Raw genomic sequence first — 21,585 nt, 5'->3', positions numbered from 1 at the left:
TGATTTTCAACGAATTCGAATAAAATTCACTTAACGATCAACGCAACACCATCAGCAGCGCCAGCACGACAACCGCACCGATGCTCATGGACGCCACATACCAGCGCAGGTAACCGTTCTCGCTGTACAGCAGGCCTTTACCTGCAAAGCGGGAAAGGATCGCCGGGATATTCATCAGGCTGTTCAGTGGGTCGCGCTTCAGCAGCCACGCAATGCCCAGGAACGGCTTAACGAAGATCATGTCGTACAGCCAGTCGAAGCCCCACGCGTTGTACCACCAGGTGCCCAGCAGACGGCCCGGCGCACTGTTGGCAACGGCAGTCACCAGCGTACGTTTGCCCAGCCACAGCCATGCAGCGATCAGGATGCCCGCGATAGCGACCACACCGGAGGTGATTTCAAGCGTCAGAACGCGACCGTGCTCAAGCTCGGTGGTGTCTGGCAGTACGCCCTGCAGCGGTGGCACAATCATCGCGCCAACGAAGGTGGACAGTACCAGCAGCACAATCAGCGGCAGGTGGTGGGTGATCCCCTTCCCTGCGTGAGCGTGAATTTGTTCTTTACCGTGGAATACGATGAAAATCATACGGAAGGTATACAGGGAGGTCATGAACGCACCGACCAGACCCGCAACCATCAGATTGATATGACCATTCGCCATGGCACCCGCAAGGATTTCGTCCTTACTGAAGAAGCCCGCGGTGATCAGCGGCAGTGCCGCCAGCGCCGCGCCGCCCACCAGGAAGCAGACATACACCAGCGGAATGGACTTACGCAGTCCGCCCATCTTGAAGATGTTCTGCTCGTGATGGCAGGCCAGGATCACGGAACCGGATGAGAGGAACAGCAGCGCTTTAAAGAACGCGTGCGTCATCAGGTGGAAAATGGCTGCGTCCCACGCCTGAACGCCCAGCGCCAGGAACATGTAACCAATCTGGCTCATGGTGGAATACGCGAGAACACGCTTGATGTCGGTCTGCACCAGCGCGGCAAAGCCTGCCAGCACCAGCGTGACCGCACCGACGATACCCACCAGATGCAGAATTTCCGGGGTCATCAGGAACAGGCCATGGGTACGCGCAATCAGGTAGACACCGGCGGTTACCATGGTCGCGGCGTGGATCAGCGCGGAGACAGGGGTTGGACCCGCCATCGCGTCGGCCAGCCAGGTCTGCAACGGCAGCTGCGCGGATTTACCCACGGCACCACCCAGCAGCATCAGCGTAGCCCACCACAGCATGTTGTTGCCTGCAGCGAAGTGCGCCGGCGCCAGTTCCACCATTTCGCGGAAGTTCAGCGTGCCCAGTTCGTTGTAAAGAATGAACAGCGCGAAAGCGAGGAAGACGTCACCCACGCGGGTCACGACGAACGCTTTCATGGCCGCTGCGCCATTCTTCGGATCGGTGTAGTAGAAACCGATCAGCAGGTAAGAACACAGACCTACGCCTTCCCAGCCCAGATACATCAGCAGCAGGTTATCGGCCAGCACCAGAACAACCATGCTGGCGATAAACAGGTTGGTGTAGGCGAAGAAGCGGGAGTAACCCTCTTCACCGCGCATATACCAGGAGGCGAACATGTGGATCAGGAAGCCCACGCCGGTGACCACGGAGAGCATGGTCAGCGAGAGGCCGTCCAGCACCAGGTTGAAGCCGATATTGAAATCACCGACCGACATCCAGGTCCACAGCGGCACGCTGAAAGGCTGACGCCCGTTGTTAAAGAAGTCGATACCCGCATACGCCGTCACCAGCGCAGCCAGACCGATGGAGCCAATGCCCACGGTCGCAGACAGATTCTCAGACCAGCGGCCGCGAGAAAACGCCAGCAGCACGAAGCCAATCAGCGGAAAAATAATGGTTAAGGCAAGCATGTTCATCCACGCAACTCACTTACTGAATCGATGTTCAGGTTCTGGCGGCGACGATGGAGCTGCAGCAACAGCGCCAGGCCAATACTCGCTTCGGCAGCCGCGAGGCTGATGGCGAGAATGTACATCACCTGACCATCGGTCTGGCCCCAGTAGCTTCCGGCGACCACGAAGGCCAGCGCGGAGGCGTTAATCATGATTTCCAGACCGATCAGCATAAACAGCAGATTGCGGCGGATAACCAGACCGGTCAGACCCAGAACGAATAAAATCGCAGCGAGGATCAGTCCATGTGTTAAGGGGATCATGCGCGCTCCTCCGTTTTTCTTTTCGCGCGGTCGTCAGTGCGGTTGCTCAGCACCTCGCCAGCACGCTCTTCGCGGCCAACGTGGAAAGCAACAACCAGACCTGCCAGCAGCAGCATTGAGGCCAGTTCAACCGCCAGAACGTATGGGCCAAAGAGGGTAATACCGACCTCTTTAGCGCCAATCGGCGTGCCGTCGATGCCCTGATCGTTGACGCCCAGAATGGCGTAAACAATCACCGCCAGCATGATGGCCGACAAAATTGCCGGGCCAATCCACACCTGCGGTTTTAACCACTGACGTTCCTGCTCAATTTCAGAGCCGCCCAGGTTCAGCATCATCACCACGAACACGAACAGCACCATGATGGCCCCGGCGTAGACAATGATTTCCAGCGCACCGGCGAAATGCGCGCCCAGTGCGAAGAAGACCCCGGAAATGGCCAGCAGCGAGATGATTAAGTACAGCAGCGCATGCACCGGATTGGTGTGCGTAATCACTCGCAGCGTAGCCAGGATGGCGATAAGGCCACAGATATAAAAAGCGAATTCCATTGCCCTCTCCTTACGGTAACAGGCTCTTGACGTCGATAGGCTTAGCTTCGTTCTCTGCTTCGCCCTTATCTTTGCCGTCGATTGCCATACCCGCCATCCGGTAGAAGTTATATTCCGGGTATTTGCCCGGACCGGAAATCAGCAGATCCTCTTTCTCGTACACCAGGTCCTGACGCTTGTACTCACCCAGCTCGAAGTCTGGAGTCAGCTGAATCGCCGTGGTTGGGCACGCTTCTTCACACAGACCGCAGAAGATGCAGCGTGAGAAGTTAATGCGGAAGAACTCAGGGTACCAGCGGCCGTCTACCGTCTCTGCTTTCTGCAGAGAGATACAGCCTACCGGACACGCTACCGCACACAGGTTACAGGCAACGCAGCGCTCGGAACCGTCCGGGTCGCGCGTCAGCACGATACGGCCACGGTAGCGCGGCGGCAGATATACCGGCTCTTCCGGGTACATCCGGGTTTCGCGTTTGGCAAACGCGTGCAGGCCGATCATCCAGATACTGCGTACCTGGGTACCAAAGCCTACCAGTAATTCTTTTAAGGTCATGGTCTATAGCCCCTTATGGCTGCTGCCAGAGAATGACAGCCGCCGTTACCAACAAGTTGACGAGCGTCAGCGGCAGGCACACTTTCCAGCCGAAGGACATTACCTGGTCATAACGCGGACGCGGTAACGCTGCGCGAATCAAAATGAACATCATCATGAAGAACGCGGTTTTCAGCGCGAACCAGATGAACGGCGGTAAGAACGGGCCATGCCAGCCACCGAAGAACAGCGTTACCATCAACGCGGAAATGGTGACGATACCGATGTACTCGCCCACGAAGAACAGACCGAATTTCATACCGGAATATTCGATGTGGTAACCGTCGGCCAGTTCCTGTTCGGCTTCTGGCTGGTCAAACGGGTGACGGTGACACACCGCCACGCCCGCGATAGCAAAGGTAATAAACCCAAAGAACTGCGGGATAACGTTCCAGATGTCGGCCTGGTTATTGACGATGTCGGTCATGTTGAATGAACCGGCCTGCGCCACCACGCCCATCAGGGAGAGCCCCAGGAACACTTCGTAGCTCAGCGTCTGCGCGGAAGCACGCATCGCACCCAGCAGCGAGTATTTGTTGTTACTGGACCAGCCTGCGAACAGCACCGCGTACACCGCGAGGCCTGCCATCATCAGGAAGAACAGAATGCCGATGTTCAGGTCAGCGACCACCCAGGTCGGGCTGACCGGAACGATAGCAAACGCCAGCAGCAGCGAGGTGAAGGCGATCATCGGTGCCAGAGTAAAGATCACGCGGTCAGAGAAGCGTGGGATCCAGTCCTCTTTAAAGAACATCTTGATCATGTCCGCGACCAGCTGGAGTGAACCACCCCAGCCCACGCGGTTCGGTCCGTAACGGTTCTGGAACAGACCGAGCAGACGACGTTCACCAAAGCTCATGAACGCGCCGCAGGTGACCACCACCAGCAGGATAACGATCGCTTTCAGAATGCTCAGCAGGATGTCGATAAGATCCGGCGTTAACCAACTCATGCTTTTGCCTCCTGCAGATTATCAAGACGCGCACCCGCCAGAACCGGCGCGATGCCAGGCATACCCATCGGCAGACCCACCTGCCCTGCTGTCAGACCTTCGGAGATAATCAGCGGCAGGCTGATTGTCTGGCCGTCATAGCTAAAGGCGATGTTCGCGCCCGCGTTTACGCCAAGCTTCGCGGCATCCGCCGGGTTGAGCTTGATGTAAGGCTGCGGCATACGGGTCTGGAAGACAGGCGAACGCTGAGACAGCTCGTCGCTACCGAACAGATGGTAGTACGGCGCGATACGCCAGCTGCCATCCTGCGCCTGGAAGCTCGCCGGTACGGCGGTGAAGAAGTCCAGACCGGTTTCGGAGGCTTCAATCAGACGCACGCCCGGATCGCCGTGACGCAGGGAGCCACCCACTTCAGCCTGGAACTTGTTCCATGCCTGCGGGGAGTTCCAGCCCGGCGCCCATGCGAATGGGATTTGCGAACGCGGCGCAGACGGCTGGTTGTTCCCTTCCATAGAGAAGGCGAACATGGTGTCTTTATCCTGCGGCTGGCGCGGTTCGTGCACGCTGATATTGGCGCGCATCGCGGTACGGCCGCTGTAACGGTGCGGTTCACGCGCCAGTTTCTGGCCGCGAATGCGGAAGCTTGCTTCAGGTGCGGCATCTTTAATGCCTGCCAGCTGAGGCAGTTTTTCCACTACCGCGTCGATAACGTGGTCGAGCTGCGTCCAGTCCACTTCACGGCTCTGCACGGTGCTGTGCAGGGAGTGCAGCCAGCGCCAGCTTTCCAGCATCACGGTGTTGCTGTCGTAGTACGCCGGATCGTAAACCTGGAAGAAACGCTGGGCGCGACCTTCGTTGTTGATAACGGTACCGTCGCTTTCTGCGAAGCTTGCCGCAGAGAGCACCAGGTGCGCTTTGTCCATGATCGCGGTGCGCTGATGGTCAATGACCATTACCAGCGGCGCTTTGGAGAGCGCGGCGTCAACGCGAGCGGCAGAGGCGTGGCGATGCAGATCGTTTTCCAGCACTACAACGGCGTCAGCGGCACCGGACTCCAGTTCGCTTAACGCTGCTTCCAGCGAGCCGCCGCCGATCATGCCCAGACCAATGCTGTTCACCGCACGGGCAATCATGGTCACACCGACATCAGCACCGCGGCCTTTCAGGGCTTTGGCAACGTTGGCTGCCGCCTGAATGATCTCCGCGCTGCCGGCGTTGGTACCGGAAATAATCAGCGGTTTTTTCGCACCCGCCAGGGCCTGAACAATCACGTCGACCTTGTTCTGCAGGTCGCGATCCAGTTCAACGGCCGGCGAGCTGCTGTCCAGCGCGTGGGCAATGGCAAAGCCGAGGCGCGCCTGATCTTCAACCGGCGCGCAGTAGGTCCACGCGGCGATATCGTCCAGACGGGTGTTGTCGACGTTGGTCACAAACAGAGGATGCTTCGCGCGCTGGCCGATGTTCAGGATCGCCGCAATCTGCCAGTCAGCCACTTTCTGCGCCGCTGCCATTTCACGTGCTTTCCCCTTCACCGCCTGACGAACCGCCAGAGCCGCGCGTGCGCCCGTCTGCGTCAGGTCTTCACCCAGCACCAGGACCGCATCATAAGATTCGATTTCGCGCAGCGCAGGGGTATGAATACCGCCTTCACGCAGCACTTTCAGTACCAGCTGCAGACGTTCCTGCTCGCCCTGAGCGATACCGGTATAGAAGTTTTCCGCTCCAACCAGCTCGCGCAGCGCAAAGTTGCTTTCGATGCTGGCACGCGGGGAGCCGATACCGATCACTTTCTTCGACTGGCGCAGAATATCTGCCGCGCCCTGCATCGCCTGCTCAGCGTTCAGGGTAATGAAGTCGTCGCCACGGCGCTGAACCGGCTGACGCGGACGGTCCTTCAGGTTCACATAGCCATAGCCGAAACGACCGCGGTCGCAGAGGAAGTAGTGGTTAACGGTACCGTTGTAACGGTTTTCGATACGACGCAGCTCGCCGTAACGCTCACCCGGGCTGGTGTTACAGCCGAGGGAACACTGCTGGCAGATGCTTGGCGCAAACTGCATGTCCCATTTACGGTTGTAACGCTCGGAGTGGGTTTTATCGGTGAATACGCCTGTCGGGCAGATTTCTACCAGGTTACCGGAGAATTCGCTTTCCAGCACGCCGTCTTCCGGACGACCGAAGTAGACGTTATCGTGCGCGCCATACACGCCCAGATCCTGACCGTCTGCGTAATCTTTGTAGTAACGCACGCAGCGGTAGCAGGCGATGCAGCGGTTCATTTCGTGAGAGATGAACGGCCCCAGGTCCTGATTACGGTGGGTACGCTTGGTAAAGCGATAGCGACGGAAGCTGTGGCCGGTCATCACGGTCATATCCTGAAGGTGGCAGTTACCGCCCTCTTCACAGACCGGACAGTCGTGCGGGTGGTTGGTCATCAACCATTCCACAACGCTTTCGCGGAACTGTTTAGCTTCTTCGTCATCAATCGAAATAAAAGTGCCTTCGGTGGCTGGCGTCATACAGGACATCACCAGGCGACCACGCGTGTCTTCCGCGTTTTGATATTGCTTCACCGCACACTGGCGGCAAGCACCGACGCTGCCCAGCGCCGGATGCCAGCAAAAGTACGGAATATCGAGGCCAAGAGACAGACAAGCTTCCAGCAGGTTGTCCGCCCCGTTGACTTCGTATTCTTTGCCGTCTACATGAATCGTAGCCATTAGCATGCTTCCAGTTGGCTCGGTCGAAACCGAGCGTTAATCAAAATTCTTGTCGTTACCAGCGCGCTTTAAGCAGGTTCGGCTGAATCCCATTGATGGCATGGGTATTGCTGAACGGCTGCTTGATGCCTGCTTCGAACTCGTCGCGGAAATATTTGATCGCGCTCTGCAGAGGTTCGACGGCACCCGGTGCGTGGGCACAGAAGGTTTTACCCGGGCCTAAGAATCGACACAGTTGCTCAAGCGTCTCAATATCCCCAGGCTGGCCTTCGCCACGTTCGATTGCACGCAGGATCTTCACGCTCCACGGCAGACCATCACGGCACGGTGTACACCAGCCGCAGGACTCGCGGGCGAAGAACTCTTCCAGGTTACGCACCAGCGAGACCATGCCGATCTCGTGGTCGACGGCCATCGCCAGAGCCGTACCCAGACGGCTGCCTGCTTTACCAATGCTTTCGAATTCCATTGGCAGGTCAAGATGGGCTTCGGTCAGGAAGTCTGTCCCTGCCCCACCCGGCTGCCAGGCTTTGAATTTCAGGCCATCGCGCATGCCGCCAGCGTAGTCTTCAAGAATTTCACGTGCGGTGGTACCGAACGGCAGTTCCCAGACGCCAGGATTTTTAACGCGACCAGAGAAGCCCATCAGCTTGGTACCGGCATCTTTGCTTGAGGAGATGCCCTGATACCACTCCACGCCGTTGGCGAGGATAGCCGGAACGTTACACAGGGTTTCAACGTTGTTTACGCAGGTCGGTTTACCCCATACGCCGGAACTTGCCGGGAACGGTGGCTTGGAACGCGGGTTCGCGCGGCGGCCCTCCAGGGAGTTAATCAGCGCGGTTTCTTCACCGCAGATATAACGCCCTGCACCGGTGTGCACGAACAGCTCAAAGTCAAACCCGGTACCCAGGATGTTTTTACCCAGCAGGCCGGCTTCGGTGGCTTCGGCAATCGCGCGACGCAGGTTTTCCGCTGCTTCGATGTACTCACCGCGCAGGAAGATGTAGCCACGGTACGCTTTCAGCGCGAACGCGGAGATCAGCATGCCTTCCACCAGCAGGTGCGGCAGCTGTTCCATCAGCAGGCGGTCTTTATAGGTGCCCGGCTCCATTTCATCGGCGTTACACAGCAGGTAACGGATGTTCATGGATTCGTCTTTCGGCATCAGGCTCCACTTCAGACCGGTGGAGAAGCCCGCACCGCCGCGCCCTTTCAGGCCGGAGTCTTTCACCGCATTAACGATGTCGTCCGGTGCCATGCCGCCAAGGGCTTTACGCGCGCCGGCATAGCCGTTTTTGCTCTGGTATTCGTCGAGCCATACCGGCTGTTTGTCATCGCGCAGACGCCAGGTCAGCGGATGCGTCTCAGCAGTACGAATTACAGTTTTCATTTGTACTGCTCCAGCAGGTCAGGAATCGCTTCCGGCGTCAGATGGCTGTGAGTGTCCTCATCAATCATCATGGTCGGCCCCTTGTCGCAGTTACCCAGGCAGCAGGTTGGCAGCAGGGTAAAGCGTCCATCGAACGTGGTCTGGCCCGGCTTGATATTGAGCTTCTTCTCAATCGCAGCCTGAATGCCCTGATAACCGGTGATGTGGCAGACAACGCTGTCACAGTAGCGGATCACATGGCGGCCAACCGGCTGACGGAAGATCTGGCTGTAGAACGTGGCTACGCCTTCTACGTCACTTGCCGGAATACCCAGCACTTTCGCGATCTCATAGATCGCCCCATCCGGCACCCAACCACGCTGTTTCTGTACGATTTTCAGCGCTTCAATGGACGCCGCACGCGGGTCTTCGTAGTGGTGCATCTCGTGCTCAATCGCGGCACGTTCTGCTTCACTCAGCTCAAAAGCCTCGGTTTGTGGTTGTTGATTCTCGTGCATAATTAGCGGTCCACATCTGACATAACAAAATCGATACTACCCAGATACACAATCAGGTCGGAGACCAGACTGCCGCGGATGGCGGACGGGATCTGCTGCAGGTGCGCAAAGCTCGGCGTACGCACGCGGGTACGGTAGCTCATGGTGCTGCCGTCACTGGTCAGGTAGTAACTGTTAATACCCTTGGTCGCTTCAATCATCTGGAAGGATTCTTGCGCCGGCATGACCGGACCCCAGGAAACCTGCAGGAAGTGGGTGATCAGGGTTTCGATATGCTGCAGCGTGCGCTCTTTCGGTGGCGGCGTCGTCAGCGGGTGATCCGCCTTGAACGGGCCTTCCGGCATGTTGTTGAGGCACTGCTCAAGGATGCGCAGACTCTGGCGCAGCTCTTCCACTTTCAGCATCACGCGGGTGTAGCAGTCGGAAACACCGCCGCCCACCGGGACTTCAAAGTCGAAGTTCTCGTAGCCAGAGTAAGGACGGGCTTTACGCACGTCGAAATCAATACCGGTCGCACGCAGACCTGCACCTGTCGTACCCCACTCCAGCGCTTCTTTCGCGCCGTAGGCAGCAACGCCCTGGGAACGGCCTTTCAGGATGGTGTTACGCAGCGCGGCTTTCTCATAAGACGCCAGACGTTTTGGCATCCAGTCGAGGAATTCACGCAGCAGACGGTCCCAGCCGCGCGGCAGATCGTGTGCCACGCCGCCGATACGGAACCAGGCCGGGTGCATACGGAAACCGGTAATCGCTTCCACCAGATCGTAGATTTTCTGACGGTCGGTAAAGGCGAAGAAGACCGGAGTCATCGCGCCGACGTCCTGAATGAACGTGGAGATGTACAGCAGGTGGCTGTTGATACGGAACAGTTCTGACAGCATAACGCGAATCACGTTAACGCGATCCGGCGTAACGATACCCGCTAGTTTCTCAACGGCCAGCACGTATGGCATTTCGTTGACGCAGCCGCCGAGGTACTCGATACGGTCGGTATAAGGAATGTAGCTGTGCCAGGACTGACGCTCGCCCATCTTCTCAGCACCACGGTGGTGGTAGCCGATGTCCGGAACGCAGTCGACAATCTCTTCGCCATCAAGCTGAAGGATAATACGGAATGCACCGTGCGCAGACGGGTGGTTTGGACCGAGGTTGAGGAACATGAAGTCCTCGTTGTCGGTACCGCGCTTCATGCCCCAGTCTTCCGGTTTGAAGGTCAGCGCTTCCATCTCCAGATCCTGTTTGGCTTTGGTCAGCTCAAACGGGTCGAATTCGGTTGCACGCGCAGGGTAGTCTTTACGCAGCGGGTGGCCGGTCCAGGTCTGCGGCATCATGATGCGCGTCAGATGCGGGTGGCCGTCGAAGGTCATGCCGAACATTTCCCAGGTTTCACGCTCATACCAGTTCGCGTTCGGGAAAAGTTTGGTGATCGTCGGCAGATGCATGTCGTTTTCAGACAATGCCACCTTGAGCATGATATCCGTATTACGGTCTATTGAGATCAGGTGGTAGAAAACGGAAAAATCCGCAGCAGGGAGACCCTGGCGGTGGGTACGCAGACGTTCATCCATGCCGTGTAAGTCAAACAGCATGACGTACGGTTTTGGCAATTTCTTGAGGAAATCGACAACTTCCAGCAATTGCTCACGCTTCACCCAAACAACGGGTACCCCGGTGCGGGTAGCCTGAACAGTAAAGGCATCCGGCCCAAAACGGTTGCGCAGTTCGCCAATGACTGGGTCATCCAGATGATCCCGGGTCTGCCAGGCGGCTTCTTGCGCGGTTAAGTCGGTCATATTGTTCACCATTGCAAATGGTCCGTGGTGACTGTTGAGCCTGGCTTCGCGCTATTTGAGTAGTGATATGCGAAGGTGTTCTCCAGGCCTACAGGCGCAAATTAAATTTCGTCAGGCGTACGCAGATTGGTGACGGCAATACGTTCACCACGTTTACGCTCGCGCTCAGACTGCATGTTCGCGCGATACACACCCTGATCGCCAACAACCCACGACAGTGGGCGACGTTCTTTACCAATAGATTCCTGCAGCAGCATCAGCGCCTGCATGTAGGCTTCCGGACGTGGCGGACAACCCGGGATGTACACATCCACTGGGATAAATTTATCTACGCCCTGCACGACGGAATAAATGTCGTACATACCGCCAGAGTTTGCACATGCGCCCATGGAGATAACCCATTTTGGCTCCAGCATCTGGTCATACAGACGCTGAATAACAGGTGCCATCTTGGTAAAGCACGTACCGGCAACCACCATCAGGTCAGCCTGACGCGGGGAAGCACGGAGTACCTCGGCCCCAAAACGCGCAACGTCATGCACCGCAGTGAATGACGTCACCATTTCAACGTAGCAGCAAGAAAGACCAAAGTTGTAAGGCCAGATGGAGTTCTTACGACCCCAGTTGACCATATCGTGCATGGCATGTTCGAGCTTGCCCATGTACACGCTTTTATTGACTTCTTGCTCCAGGGGGTCGGTTACGATCTCCTGTTTTTGCAGGGGGTAACGGTCATTCTCACCGTTAGGATCTATGCGGGTGAGCGTATAATCCATCTTATTGCCTCGCTGTTACTGCTGACGATTAGAGATACTGTTTTCCGGGTTGATGTGTTCACGACGTGAACGCGCAGGCGTCCAGTCAAGCGCGCCAATACGCACCAGATAAACCAGACCGGCCAGTAGCACTAAAATGAAAATTGCGGCCTCGACAAAGCCCACCCAACCACTTTCGCGGATGGACGTTGACCATGCGAAAAGGTAAAGCGCTTCCACGTCGAAGATGACGAAGAACATGGCTACCAGATAGAACTTGGCAGACAGGCGTAAGCGAGCGGAACCTACTGAATCAATACCTGATTCGAAAGGTGTGTTTTTGTGCCTTGCACGGGCGCGACCGCCCAGGAACCAGCCGCCGACTAACATCAGGCAGCACAGGCCAATGGCTACAATAAGAAAGATTGCGAATGCCCAGTGATGAGCGATGACTTCTGTGGATGTTGACATACTCATTGCTTACTCATCAAAAGTGATACCAACGACACTGCTCTTGCTGGCAGATGGGCATCACATCGATTCATGGGGAGGAACAAATAACCTTACACTAACTGTCAGAAATGAGACGTAGACAGCAAAATGATGGGGTTTTTTACTCCTTTCTATAACCTATTGTCAACTTTAACAAAGGTTTCTTCACATTAAATTACATCGAGCGATTCTCATTAACATTTGGTGCCCTTTAACCCTGGTGGGTGCATGACTTTCCGTCAAATGTATGTTGTTGAATCGTGTCCGTTTCGGAAGTAAAAAAAATAACCCTCCTATTTTGACAGGATTTGCCAACGATTCCTCCCCCCAAATAGGAGTATTTTCTTGATCTGCGACACGCTTTTGTTAATTCAACATGGAAAACGGCAACATATTTCCTGTTTTTTTAACATGAGAGGGATATGGGCGAAGTTAGAACGGAAAACGGACAAGTTTTAAGCAAAAGTATTCAGCTTATTGATAAATAAGAGAGTATCCTAAAAACCCTTGCGCCATAAGCGGGTATTATTGCGTAAAAAAAGCCACTGCATGTGAAAATCACACGAGTGGCTGTTTTTTACACTTACATTTTGTTACCAGAATATTGAGCTATCGATCACTCAAAATCCCCTTCGACGATCAGGGAGTCATCCCCCCCTTCGGAGGTAACGCGCTCGAATTGCCACGGGTTATGGTAGTTTTCCATCGCCTCGAACACCACTTTGGCCAACTCGTTATGGCTGGACGAATTGTGGCAGAGCAGATACTCCGTATCCGGCAGCGCAGGAAGACCGTCGGATTTCCCCAGAACGCGCAGATCGGGGCTCATCATCTCTACCGGACGGGCCGTTACGCCCAGACCGGCCTTCACGGCGGCACGAACCGCTGGCAGCGTGGAAGCCACATACGCCAGACGCCACGGAATGTTGGCCTCATTCAGCGCCGTGAGCACCATATCGCGGAACGGGCTCGGGTCATCCAGCAAGACCAGCGGAACCGGCTCCCCTTTTTGCAGCACGTACTCGGCTGCGCAATACCAGTGTGTAGGTGATGTGCGCAGCGTCAGGCAATCAAACTGCCCGGGACGATGCGTCGTCACCACAAGGTCGACTTTGTGCTCATTTAACATCTCAACCATAAAGGCATTACGTTTTACGCTAACGTCCAGCGCAAGCTTCGGATAAACCGAACTAATACGGTTGAGAAGAAACGGCAATATAGTATCCGCTGACTCATCAGATGCACCTAACGTTAGCACCCCTTGAAGGTTGCTAAACATTAATGACATACATGCTTCATCATTAAAGCGAAGAATTTTCCTGGCATAACCCAGTAGCTGAATACCGTGTTCCGTTAAGAGCTTATTACGCCCGTGACGTGCAAAAAGCTCTTTACCAACCAGTTGCTCCAGCCGCTGCATTTGCTGGCTAACGGCGGACTGAGTTCGGCAAACGGCGGCAGCAGCTGCTGCAAAAGTGTTGAGATCGGCGACCGCAACAAACGTTCTCAGCAGATCGAGGTCGAGATTCATTATCGGACGATTTGCATTTATCATATCTATTCACTTTCAGGTTGCTCGTGCGGAGCTGCCCGGGTTGAAGCTGTGTGTAACAGTTAAGCAATTCCCTCTGAAGGTTTTCCCTCGCATCCCGGCCCGGCAGACTGCCTGACAGATAGTTATTGTGCTGCTTTATATCAACAGTCAGAAAGCACGTTTCATGACGTTATTTTTATTCTCTTAAACGTTCAGGATATTTAGATGTTCGCAGGTTTATGTAAATTACATTAAAGGTATAACACCTTTTCTGCCATCTTTATCGCAGCGCTGTCAACGTAGCAGGAGATGTGCGACACATTCCAGCCAGAGATAACTCCAACAATAACAATCAATTAATTCGAAAAGTCAGTGCCAGATATACAAAATTTTTGCATCTGTCCTCTGCTTTCCTGAAAGACATCTTAACCCAAATCCACTTTATTTATAAGTCTTATTGCAATATTGAGGATTAAAGAAGAATGTTAAGCTTCTAAACTAATTTTATTAAAATTAACTAAAGTTGCATTTTATAGGTTAATAATAAATAAATTTTAATTTAGATTAAGACCATTCATTAATGGCACTTAACATTAATTTCACATGAGTAACTTTTAGCCACATTATGCTTTTACAGGAACATTTATCAAGCATTCAGGTTTTACGAAAAGTCACGCAGGGTGATTGCTACCGTTGTCAGGTTCAACACTTATTTTTACCAGCACAATATACAGAATTCTGACAAATGAATAGCACATTTAACCTATCATCGTGCCATGCGCACAACTTTAAGACAGTAAAAAAGCTAACGCACAGCGAAAAAGATTTATCAAAATTTTGCTCCAGGCACAAAATCTTCTACTGCACACCCTTCAAAACGAAGCGAGGGGGGAGTACATTATTCCGTGCTGACTTCCACGGCAGGGAGCGGCAATAATAGCGAAAAGGTTAAAGGTTCATGTCCCCTATCGAAAAATCCAGCAAGCTAGATAACGTCTGTTATGACATCCGCGGCCCGGTTCTGAAAGAGGCAAAACGCCTTGAAGAGGAAGGCAATAAGGTTCTGAAACTCAACATTGGTAACCCTGCGCCATTTGGTTTTGAAGCGCCGGATGAAATTCTGGTTGATGTGATCCGCAACCTTCCAACTGCACAAGGCTATTGCGATTCAAAAGGACTTTACTCCGCACGTAAAGCCATCATGCAGCACTACCAGGCACGCGGTATGCGCGATGTTACCGTTGAAGATATCTATATCGGCAACGGCGTTTCCGAACTGATCGTGCAGGCGATGCAGGCGCTGCTGAACAGCGGGGACGAAATGCTGGTGCCCGCGCCGGACTATCCGCTGTGGACGGCTGCCGTATCACTGTCGAGCGGGAAAGCCGTGCACTATCTGTGCGACGAGTCCTCCGACTGGTTCCCGGACCTCGATGATATTCGCGCAAAAATCACGCCCCGCACGCGCGGCATCGTGATCATTAACCCGAACAACCCGACGGGTGCAGTGTACTCAAAAGAGCTGCTGATGGAGATCGTCGAGCTCGCCCGCCAGCACAACCTGATCATCTTTGCCGACGAAATTTACGACAAGATCCTGTACGACGCGGCACAGCACCACTCAATCGCTGCGCTGGCACCGGATCTGCTGACCGTCACCTTTAACGGCCTGTCTAAAACCTACCGCGTGGCCGGTTTCCGTCAGGGCTGGATGGTACTGAACGGCCCGAAAAAGCACGCCAAAGGCTATATCGAAGGGCTGGAGATGCTGGCCTCGATGCGTTTATGCGCCAACGTGCCGGCGCAGCACGCAATCCAGACGGCGCTGGGTGGTTATCAGAGCATTAGCGAGTTCATCGTTCCCGGTGGTCGCCTGTACGAACAGCGCAACCGCGCGTGGGAGCTGATCAACGATATCCCAGGCGTCTCCTGCGTGAAGCCGAATGGCGCGCTCTATATGTTCCCGAAAATTGACGCGAAGCGCTTTAATATTCACGACGACCAGAAAATGGTGCTCGATTTCCTGCTTCAGGAAAAAGTGCTGCTGGTTCAGGGGACGGCGTTTAACTGGCCGTGGCCGGATCACGTGCGCATCGTGACGCTGCCGCGCGAAGATGACCTCGAAATGGCCATCAGCCGCTTCGGGCGCTTCCTCTCCGGATACCATCAGTAATCTTAAAATCAGGCTACTTCGGTAGCCTGATTTGCATCTTTCCTCCCCTCCCCGCACAATGAACGCCTGTCGCAGTGAAGACAAAAGGTAACCTATGAGTCAGAGTCATTTCTTCGCCCACCTCTCCCGCCTGAAACTCATCAACCGCTGGCCGCTGATGCGCAACGTGCGCACTGAGAACGTGTCAGAGCACAGTCTGCAGGTTGCCATGGTTGCTCATGCGCTCGCCGCCATTAAAAACCGCAAATTCAACGGCCAGGTTAATCCAGAGCGCATCGCCCTGCTGGCGATGTACCACGATGCGTCAGAAGTGCTGACCGGCGACCTGCCCACGCCGGTGAAATATTTCAACTCGCAAATTGCGCAGGAATATAAGGCCATCGAGAAAATTGCCCAGCAGAAGCTGATTGACATGGTGCCGGATGAGTTGCGCGACATTTTTGAGCCGCTCATCGATGAGCATCAGTACACGGAAGATGAAAAGTCGCTGGTCAAGCAGGCCGACGCGCTCTGCGCCTATCTGAAGTGTCTGGAAGAGCTGTCTGCGGGGAATAACGAATTTTTACTGGCAAAAACGCGTCTGGAAAAAACGCTGGAATCCCGCCGCAGCGAAGAGATGGACTATTTTATGCAGGTGTTTGTGCCGAGCTTCCATCTGTCGCTGGATGAGATTAGCCAGGATTCACCGTTGTAATCTGTTTGCCCAGCGGCGCTGCGCTTGCAGGGCCTTCGGGTAGTAGGCCGGGTAAGGCGCAGCCGCCGCCCGGCAAAATTATCAGAACGGGAACAGGACCGGTATCAATACCACGCACACCACCATCACCAGCACGGTGAACGGCACGCCCAGCTTCACGAAATCACTGAACTTATAATTCCCGGGCCCCAGCACCAGCGTATTCACCGGTGAAGAGACCGGCGTCATAAATGCCGCGGAGGCCGCCATTGCGACCATCATCGCAAAGGGATACGGCGACACGCCCATGGATTTGGCCATCGCCAGCGCAATCGGCGCCATCAGTACCGCCGTCGCGGTATTGGAGATAAACAGACCGATGGTGGCGCACATAATGAACAGACAGACCAGCATCATGTACGGCCCATACCCGCCGCCAACGTCCATTAAGCCTTTAACAATCAGATCCACCCCGCCGGTTTTTTGCAGCGCCAGGGCGAAGGGCATCATCCCGACGATCAGGATAATGCTCGGCCAGTGAATGGCTTTATAGGCGCTTTCGGCGTCAATGCAGCGGAATTTGCCCATCAACAGGCAGGCGATGATTGCCGCGACCGGATTGGGAATTTCATCGGTCAGCATCAGCGCCACCATCAGCACCAGACAAAAAATCGCGTGGGGCGCCTGGCTGTGCGCAGGCGACGCGTCGCTCTCCTCGACAGGCATGTTGAGCACCACAAAATCGCGCCCTTTTTGCCCAAGCTGGCTAATCAGCTTCCAGTTACCGACAACGAGGAAGATATCGCCCAGCAGGATCGGCTCATCCACCACCGCCCCTTCCATCGCTACGCCATCGCGCTTCAGCCCCACGACATTCAGGCCATAGCGGGTTCGGAACCCCATTTCCCGCACGGTTTTGCCCAGCAGTTCCGATTCCGGGATCAGCGATACTTCGGCCATGCCGACATCCAGCGCCTGATCCGAAAAATACTCCCCGCGCAGCACCATCGGTTCCAGCAGCTGTTCGCTGCAAAACTCGCGCAGATCCACGTCCGCGGTGGACATATCAATCAGCAGGACATCCCGCGCGCGGAATTCCGACACCCCGTTGACGTTGACAATCACCCGGCGAAAACGACGCCAGCGCTCAACGCCGATCACGTTCGCGCCATAGCGCTCACGCAGCTTCAGGTCGTCAAGACGCTGTCCCACCATCGGCGAGCCGGGGCGAATAGCCAGACGGCGCGCGCGCCCGGTAAGGCGGTACTCCTTAATCAGATCGCGGAAGGTGCGTCGCTTCCACCCTTCTTTATTTTTGTCCTGTTTTTCACCTTTCAGGGCAAACCGGGTCAGCAGCATGTAGACCACGCCCATCACCAGAATGACCAGCCCAAGCGGGGTGACGCTGAAAAAACTGAAGCCCTGGAATCCTTCCCGGATAAGCTCGCTGTTGACGACCAGGTTCGGCGGCGTTGCCACCAGCGTCATCATGCCGCTGATCAAACCGGCAAAACTCAGGGGCATCATCAGGCGCGACGGCGAGATCTGCATCCGCATGGAGACGCTCAGCACCACCGGGATAAAGATGGCGACCACGCCCGTTGAGCTCATAAACGCCCCCAGCCCGGCGACGGTCACCATCAGGTAGATCAGCATTTTGGTTTCGCTGCTGCCCGCCACCTTCACCAGCCACGACCCCATGATGGTCGCCACGCCGGTACGCACCAGCCCATCACCAATAATAAACAGGGCGGCAATCAGGATAACGTTGGGATCGCTAAACCCGGAAAACGCTTCCGGTAGCGTGAGCGTTCCACTCAGCACAAACGCGACGATGACAAACAAGGCGACGGCGTCCATGCGTACCTTGCCCGTTGCAAAAAGAAGGATGGCGATTAAAAGCAGGCTCAGGACCCAAATCAGTTCACCGTTCACAACATGTCCTTGTCAGTGGGAGATGAGAAATTGTGCCATAAAAAAGCCCCAGCAATGTGGGGCTATATCATGTGATTACATTTTTAGCGAGACGGTTACAACCCCGTCAGAGGCTTTCGAAACAGCCAGCGCCGTCAGGGAATCCAGCACAAAGTCTGCCTCCTCCAGCCGGGAGGATCCCGCCGGAACGTTAACGGCGATAACGTGGCTTCCGGCGTTCAGCCCGGCCAGTACGCCAGCGGCCGCGTCTTCCACCACCACGCACTCTTCAGGGGCGAGGCCCAGCAGTTCAGCGCCCAGTAAAAACGCGTCGGGCTCCGGTTTACCGCGCTTTACGCGCTCCGCCGTGATAAACACTTCTGGCGTCGGCAGACCTGCCGCCTTGTGACGGGCGTGGGCGACGGGAATGGAGCCTGAGGTAACGATAGCCCATGGGATCTGCGCCTCGTTCAGATGCTCAAGCAGCTCGCGCGCGCCCGGTAAGGCTGTGATGCCGTCCGTATCCGTGGCTTCAATATGTTCCAGGTATTTGAACTCCGCCTGAATTTCGTCCTCAGAGCGTCCGGCCAGGAAGTGCCGTAGCGAGGTGATGGCCTGTTTGCCATGGATAAAATTCAGCACGTCCTGATGGTCGATGCCATGTCTGTCAGCCCAATGGCACCAGGAACGCTCCACAACCGGCAGCGAATCCACCAGCGTACCGTCCAGATCAAACAGAAAACCTCTACACTGCACACGCACCTCCGTCAGGCATTAATGATTTGTTGAATTTCGTTGCTGCTTAAATGGTACTGACGCGGGCAGGCGTGCCACGCGCTCAGCATACGCTGATATTTTTCCCACATTGGGGTCTGCGCGTTGAAGCCGTGGGTGCCCGCGTCAAAGTGGGTATAGCGCCCTTCTGTATTCACCATAAAGCGAACATAGCTCAGATAACGCGCTTCCGTTGCGGCATCAAAGCCTAAGAAGGTCACGCGGCGCTCGTCGATGGACTGCTGATCTTTGAGATTCGTCCAGGACACGTGCAGGGCGTGATACATCTCCATAATGTCGATCACGATGCGACAGGTTTCTTCTTTCAGCTCGCCAAACTCGCGGTCCAGTTCACGCATTTGCAAACCAAAACCGCGTTCGACGATGGTTTGCAGGCGGCTGTAGCGCGCAGCGTTATCGGGATCAAGCATAGTCATCATCTTGTACTGGTTGGACAAAATCAGACGTTGAGCATGGGTCATTTCCATCTTTCGACTCCTGTAGCGCATTGCACTTTAAAAAAAAGACACGGTAACTGATTGTTACTGTGCCTTCTTTTCGTCGTCGTTTCGATGATCAATCACAAATCATCGAGGAATGTTTTATCCAGTTGCTTAAAAGCGCGCTTTAACGTGTCCGCCAGCGCCTGGTAGTCCGGCTTGCCTTCGACCGGGGCGAGCGCCTGTCCGGCCTCCTCCAGTTTTCCGCGCACTTCATAAAACCAGTGTAAAATAGAAGGGGGAAGCGGAGTGATGGACCGTTTACCTAACCACCACAGGCCCTGCATCGGCAGGCTTAAGGCGAAGAGCGCCGTCGCGACTGCAGGACCAAGCTGCCCGCCCAACGCAATCTGCCAGCACAGCGTAAAGACAGCGACAGGCGGCATAAAGCGAATCGCATAGCGCGTAGCGCGGATGGTGCGATTCTCAATGAACATTGGCGCAAGGCGCTTTTCCATCGGCCACGTCTTCGCGTAATGCTGTCCCCGACGAAACAGACTAAAGAAATTTACGGACGGGTTCTCTGGTGTCGACATGGCTGTACCTCAATTTCACATATAAAAATTAAAATTTTCGTGCAAAACCACAACAAGCTATGACAACGTTCAAAATATTTTGTCATCTCTACCCCGTATCGGGTATCCTGTGCCAGCCTGATAGGGCCCTAGACGAGAATCATTAACTCGTCAAATTATTGCATATTATGCCATTGGCTGAAAATTGTGCAAAATGGCATAAAATCATAGTTATTTCTTCCATCATGCCACAATGTTCGTTTGGCATGATGTTAATCATAAATGTCTGAGTCCTCATGCGTTACGCTGTTAGACTCACTGACGTTTTTTTAGCCACGTATCAATAATAGGTACTTCCATGTCGAGTAAGTTAGTACTGGTTCTGAACTGCGGTAGCTCCTCACTGAAATTCGCCATCATCGATGCGCTCAACGGTGACGAATACCTCTCTGGTTTGGCCGAATGTTTCCATCTGCCTGAAGCACGTATCAAGTGGAAGATGGACGGCAGCAAACAAGAAGCGGCTTTAGGTGCAGGCGCCGCTCACAGTGAAGCGCTGAACTTTATCGTTAACACTATTCTGGCACAAAAACCAGAACTGTCTGCTCAGCTGACTGCGATTGGTCACCGTATCGTCCACGGCGGCGAAAAATACACCAGCTCCGTCGTGATCGACGAATCTGTGATCCAGGGCATCAAGGACTCTGCGTCCTTCGCACCGCTGCACAACCCGGCTCACCTGATCGGTATCGCTGAAGCGCTGAAATCCTTCCCGAATCTGAAAGACAAAAACGTGGCCGTATTCGACACCGCGTTCCATCAGACCATGCCGGAAGAGTCTTACCTCTATGCCCTGCCATACAGCCTGTACAAAGAACACGGCGTACGTCGCTACGGCGCGCACGGCACCAGCCACTTCTATGTAACTCAGGAAGCCGCAAAAGTTCTGAACAAGCCGGTTGAAGAACTGAACATCATCACCTGCCACCTGGGCAACGGTGGTTCTGTTTCTGCTATCCGCAACGGTAAATGTGTTGATACTTCCATGGGTCTGACCCCGCTGGAAGGTCTGGTGATGGGTACCCGTTCCGGTGACATCGACCCGGCGATCATCTTCCACCTGCACGACACCCTGGGCATGAGCGTTGACCAGATCAACAAAATGCTGACCAAAGAGTCTGGCCTGCTGGGTCTGACCGAAGTCACCAGCGACTGCCGTTACGTTGAAGACAACTACGCAGAGAAAGAAGACGCTAAACGTGCAATGGACGTTTACTGCCACCGTCTGGCGAAGTACATCGGCTCTTACACTGCGCTGATGGACGGTCGTCTGGACGCGGTTATCTTCACCGGTGGTATCGGTGAGAACGCGGCAATGGTTCGTGAACTGTCCCTGGGCAAACTGGGCGTTCTGGGCTTCGACGTTGATCACGAGCGTAACCTGGCTGCCCGCTTCGGCAAGTCTGGCTTCATCAACAAAGAAGGCACCCGCCCTGCTCTCGTTATCCCAACTAACGAAGAACTGGTCATTGCGCAAGACGCGCACCGCCTGACTGCCTGATTCCACACCGCCAGCAAT

19 protein-coding genes are annotated in these 21,585 nt (G+C 54.9%); 3 read left to right on the top strand and 16 right to left on the bottom strand.

Annotated features, from left to right (window positions below; all coding sequences use genetic code 11):
* Positions 1 to 37 precede the first annotated feature (37 nt).
* The 12 genes from nuoL to lrhA all read right to left on the bottom strand — a co-directional run bounded on the left by nuoL (position 38) and on the right by lrhA (position 13,478).
* On the bottom strand, positions 38 to 1,879 hold the full coding sequence (gene nuoL, locus AC27FC_RS00415) for an NADH-quinone oxidoreductase subunit L (protein WP_014884634.1): 1,842 nt from the start codon (positions 1,877 to 1,879) through the stop codon (positions 38 to 40).
* Positions 1,876 to 2,178: an NADH-quinone oxidoreductase subunit NuoK gene (nuoK, locus tag AC27FC_RS00410; RefSeq protein WP_003861496.1), complete on the bottom strand. Its 303-nt coding sequence runs from the start codon at positions 2,176 to 2,178 to the stop codon at positions 1,876 to 1,878. Before nuoK ends, nuoL begins: the two co-directional genes overlap by 4 nt.
* Positions 2,175 to 2,729: an NADH-quinone oxidoreductase subunit J gene (gene nuoJ / locus AC27FC_RS00405; protein ID WP_023312534.1), complete on the bottom strand. Its 555-nt coding sequence runs from the start codon at positions 2,727 to 2,729 to the stop codon at positions 2,175 to 2,177. Before nuoJ ends, nuoK begins: the two co-directional genes overlap by 4 nt.
* A 10-nt stretch (positions 2,730 to 2,739) precedes the next feature.
* Positions 2,740 to 3,282 (bottom strand): NADH-quinone oxidoreductase subunit NuoI, encoded by a 543-nt coding sequence (nuoI, locus tag AC27FC_RS00400; RefSeq protein ID WP_003861491.1) that lies wholly within the window; start codon positions 3,280 to 3,282, stop codon positions 2,740 to 2,742.
* A 13-nt stretch (positions 3,283 to 3,295) separates the two neighbouring features.
* Positions 3,296 to 4,273 (bottom strand): NADH-quinone oxidoreductase subunit NuoH, encoded by a 978-nt coding sequence (nuoH, locus tag AC27FC_RS00395; RefSeq protein ID WP_008500211.1) that lies wholly within the window; start codon positions 4,271 to 4,273, stop codon positions 3,296 to 3,298.
* Positions 4,270 to 6,993, bottom strand: coding sequence for an NADH-quinone oxidoreductase subunit NuoG (gene nuoG, locus AC27FC_RS00390; RefSeq protein WP_123282370.1), 2,724 nt, complete (start codon positions 6,991 to 6,993; stop codon positions 4,270 to 4,272). Before nuoG ends, nuoH begins: the two co-directional genes overlap by 4 nt.
* Before the next feature lie 55 nt (positions 6,994 to 7,048).
* Positions 7,049 to 8,386, bottom strand: coding sequence for an NADH-quinone oxidoreductase subunit NuoF (nuoF, locus tag AC27FC_RS00385; RefSeq protein ID WP_023312536.1), 1,338 nt, complete (start codon positions 8,384 to 8,386; stop codon positions 7,049 to 7,051).
* Positions 8,383 to 8,883 carry an NADH-quinone oxidoreductase subunit NuoE gene (nuoE, locus tag AC27FC_RS00380; RefSeq protein ID WP_006176513.1) on the bottom strand — a complete coding sequence of 167 codons (501 nt, stop codon included), beginning with the start codon at positions 8,881 to 8,883 and terminating at the stop codon, positions 8,383 to 8,385. The genes nuoF and nuoE overlap by 4 nt, the downstream gene beginning before the upstream one ends.
* A gap of 2 nt (positions 8,884 to 8,885) precedes the next feature.
* Positions 8,886 to 10,688, bottom strand: a complete 1,803-nt coding sequence (gene nuoC, locus AC27FC_RS00375; protein WP_023312537.1) for an NADH-quinone oxidoreductase subunit C/D — start codon at positions 10,686 to 10,688, stop codon at positions 8,886 to 8,888.
* 89 nt (positions 10,689 to 10,777) lie between these two features.
* Positions 10,778 to 11,452 (bottom strand): NADH-quinone oxidoreductase subunit NuoB, encoded by a 675-nt coding sequence (gene nuoB, locus AC27FC_RS00370; RefSeq protein WP_003861482.1) that lies wholly within the window; start codon positions 11,450 to 11,452, stop codon positions 10,778 to 10,780.
* Between the two features lie 15 nt (positions 11,453 to 11,467).
* The gene (nuoA, locus tag AC27FC_RS00365; RefSeq protein ID WP_014171000.1) at positions 11,468 to 11,908 is read right to left on the bottom strand and encodes an NADH-quinone oxidoreductase subunit NuoA; all 441 of its coding nucleotides are present in this window, start codon (positions 11,906 to 11,908) and stop codon (positions 11,468 to 11,470) included.
* A gap of 631 nt (positions 11,909 to 12,539) precedes the next feature.
* Positions 12,540 to 13,478: a transcriptional regulator LrhA gene (gene lrhA, locus AC27FC_RS00360; protein ID WP_029741933.1), complete on the bottom strand. Its 939-nt coding sequence runs from the start codon at positions 13,476 to 13,478 to the stop codon at positions 12,540 to 12,542.
* A gap of 937 nt (positions 13,479 to 14,415) precedes the next feature.
* Between lrhA and alaA the strand changes: the two genes are divergently transcribed.
* Entirely contained in the window at positions 14,416 to 15,630 is a 1,215-nt protein-coding gene (alaA, locus tag AC27FC_RS00355) for an alanine transaminase AlaA (RefSeq protein WP_008500204.1), read from the top strand.
* 94 nt (positions 15,631 to 15,724) lie between these two features.
* Positions 15,725 to 16,324, top strand: coding sequence for a 5'-deoxynucleotidase (yfbR, locus tag AC27FC_RS00350; RefSeq protein WP_023312539.1), 600 nt, complete (start codon positions 15,725 to 15,727; stop codon positions 16,322 to 16,324).
* 81 nt (positions 16,325 to 16,405) lie between these two features.
* Here the strand turns inward: yfbR and AC27FC_RS00345 are convergent, their stop codons facing one another.
* The 4 genes from AC27FC_RS00345 to yfbV form a co-directional block, all read right to left on the bottom strand.
* The gene (locus tag AC27FC_RS00345; RefSeq protein ID WP_033146079.1) at positions 16,406 to 18,238 is read right to left on the bottom strand and encodes an SLC13 family permease; all 1,833 of its coding nucleotides are present in this window, start codon (positions 18,236 to 18,238) and stop codon (positions 16,406 to 16,408) included.
* Between the two features lie 75 nt (positions 18,239 to 18,313).
* Positions 18,314 to 18,973, bottom strand: coding sequence for a sugar phosphatase (locus tag AC27FC_RS00340; protein WP_033146080.1), 660 nt, complete (start codon positions 18,971 to 18,973; stop codon positions 18,314 to 18,316).
* 11 nt (positions 18,974 to 18,984) lie between these two features.
* The gene (locus AC27FC_RS00335) at positions 18,985 to 19,479 is read right to left on the bottom strand and encodes a YfbU family protein (protein WP_023312542.1); all 495 of its coding nucleotides are present in this window, start codon (positions 19,477 to 19,479) and stop codon (positions 18,985 to 18,987) included.
* Between the two features lie 92 nt (positions 19,480 to 19,571).
* Positions 19,572 to 20,027 carry a terminus macrodomain insulation protein YfbV gene (gene yfbV, locus AC27FC_RS00330; protein WP_023312543.1) on the bottom strand — a complete coding sequence of 152 codons (456 nt, stop codon included), beginning with the start codon at positions 20,025 to 20,027 and terminating at the stop codon, positions 19,572 to 19,574.
* A 337-nt stretch (positions 20,028 to 20,364) separates the two neighbouring features.
* On the opposite strand from yfbV, the gene ackA reads away from it, so the two are divergent.
* Positions 20,365 to 21,567: an acetate kinase gene (gene ackA, locus AC27FC_RS00325; RefSeq protein ID WP_033146081.1), complete on the top strand. Its 1,203-nt coding sequence runs from the start codon at positions 20,365 to 20,367 to the stop codon at positions 21,565 to 21,567.
* Positions 21,568 to 21,585: the final 18 nt, after the last annotated feature.

It is taken from the genome of Enterobacter sp. C3_dUdeg (assembly GCF_057536195.1).
This window is presented reverse-complemented; position numbering and strand designations above follow the sequence as displayed.

What these genes read in the sequence shown, in the direction of transcription:
- nuoF (WP_023312536.1), bottom strand. Translation starts at nt 8,386, where the DNA reads ATGAAAACTGTAATTCGTACTGCTGAGACGCATCCGCTGACCTGGCGT.
- nuoK (WP_003861496.1), bottom strand. Translation starts at nt 2,178, where the DNA reads ATGATCCCCTTAACACATGGACTGATCCTCGCTGCGATTTTATTCGTT.
- yfbR (WP_023312539.1), top strand. Translation starts at nt 15,725, where the DNA reads ATGAGTCAGAGTCATTTCTTCGCCCACCTCTCCCGCCTGAAACTCATC.
- nuoB (WP_003861482.1), bottom strand. Translation starts at nt 11,452, where the DNA reads ATGGATTATACGCTCACCCGCATAGATCCTAACGGTGAGAATGACCGT.
- nuoL (WP_014884634.1), bottom strand. Translation starts at nt 1,879, where the DNA reads ATGAACATGCTTGCCTTAACCATTATTTTTCCGCTGATTGGCTTCGTG.
- nuoA (WP_014171000.1), bottom strand. Translation starts at nt 11,908, where the DNA reads ATGAGTATGTCAACATCCACAGAAGTCATCGCTCATCACTGGGCATTC.
- nuoE (WP_006176513.1), bottom strand. Translation starts at nt 8,883, where the DNA reads ATGCACGAGAATCAACAACCACAAACCGAGGCTTTTGAGCTGAGTGAA.
- alaA (WP_008500204.1), top strand. Translation starts at nt 14,416, where the DNA reads ATGTCCCCTATCGAAAAATCCAGCAAGCTAGATAACGTCTGTTATGAC.
- nuoJ (WP_023312534.1), bottom strand. Translation starts at nt 2,729, where the DNA reads ATGGAATTCGCTTTTTATATCTGTGGCCTTATCGCCATCCTGGCTACG.
- nuoC (WP_023312537.1), bottom strand. Translation starts at nt 10,688, where the DNA reads ATGGTGAACAATATGACCGACTTAACCGCGCAAGAAGCCGCCTGGCAG.
- nuoI (WP_003861491.1), bottom strand. Translation starts at nt 3,282, where the DNA reads ATGACCTTAAAAGAATTACTGGTAGGCTTTGGTACCCAGGTACGCAGT.
- ackA (WP_033146081.1), top strand. Translation starts at nt 20,365, where the DNA reads ATGTCGAGTAAGTTAGTACTGGTTCTGAACTGCGGTAGCTCCTCACTG.
- nuoG (WP_123282370.1), bottom strand. Translation starts at nt 6,993, where the DNA reads ATGGCTACGATTCATGTAGACGGCAAAGAATACGAAGTCAACGGGGCG.
- AC27FC_RS00335 (WP_023312542.1), bottom strand. Translation starts at nt 19,479, where the DNA reads ATGGAAATGACCCATGCTCAACGTCTGATTTTGTCCAACCAGTACAAG.
- nuoH (WP_008500211.1), bottom strand. Translation starts at nt 4,273, where the DNA reads ATGAGTTGGTTAACGCCGGATCTTATCGACATCCTGCTGAGCATTCTG.
- yfbV (WP_023312543.1), bottom strand. Translation starts at nt 20,027, where the DNA reads ATGTCGACACCAGAGAACCCGTCCGTAAATTTCTTTAGTCTGTTTCGT.
- lrhA (WP_029741933.1), bottom strand. Translation starts at nt 13,478, where the DNA reads ATGATAAATGCAAATCGTCCGATAATGAATCTCGACCTCGATCTGCTG.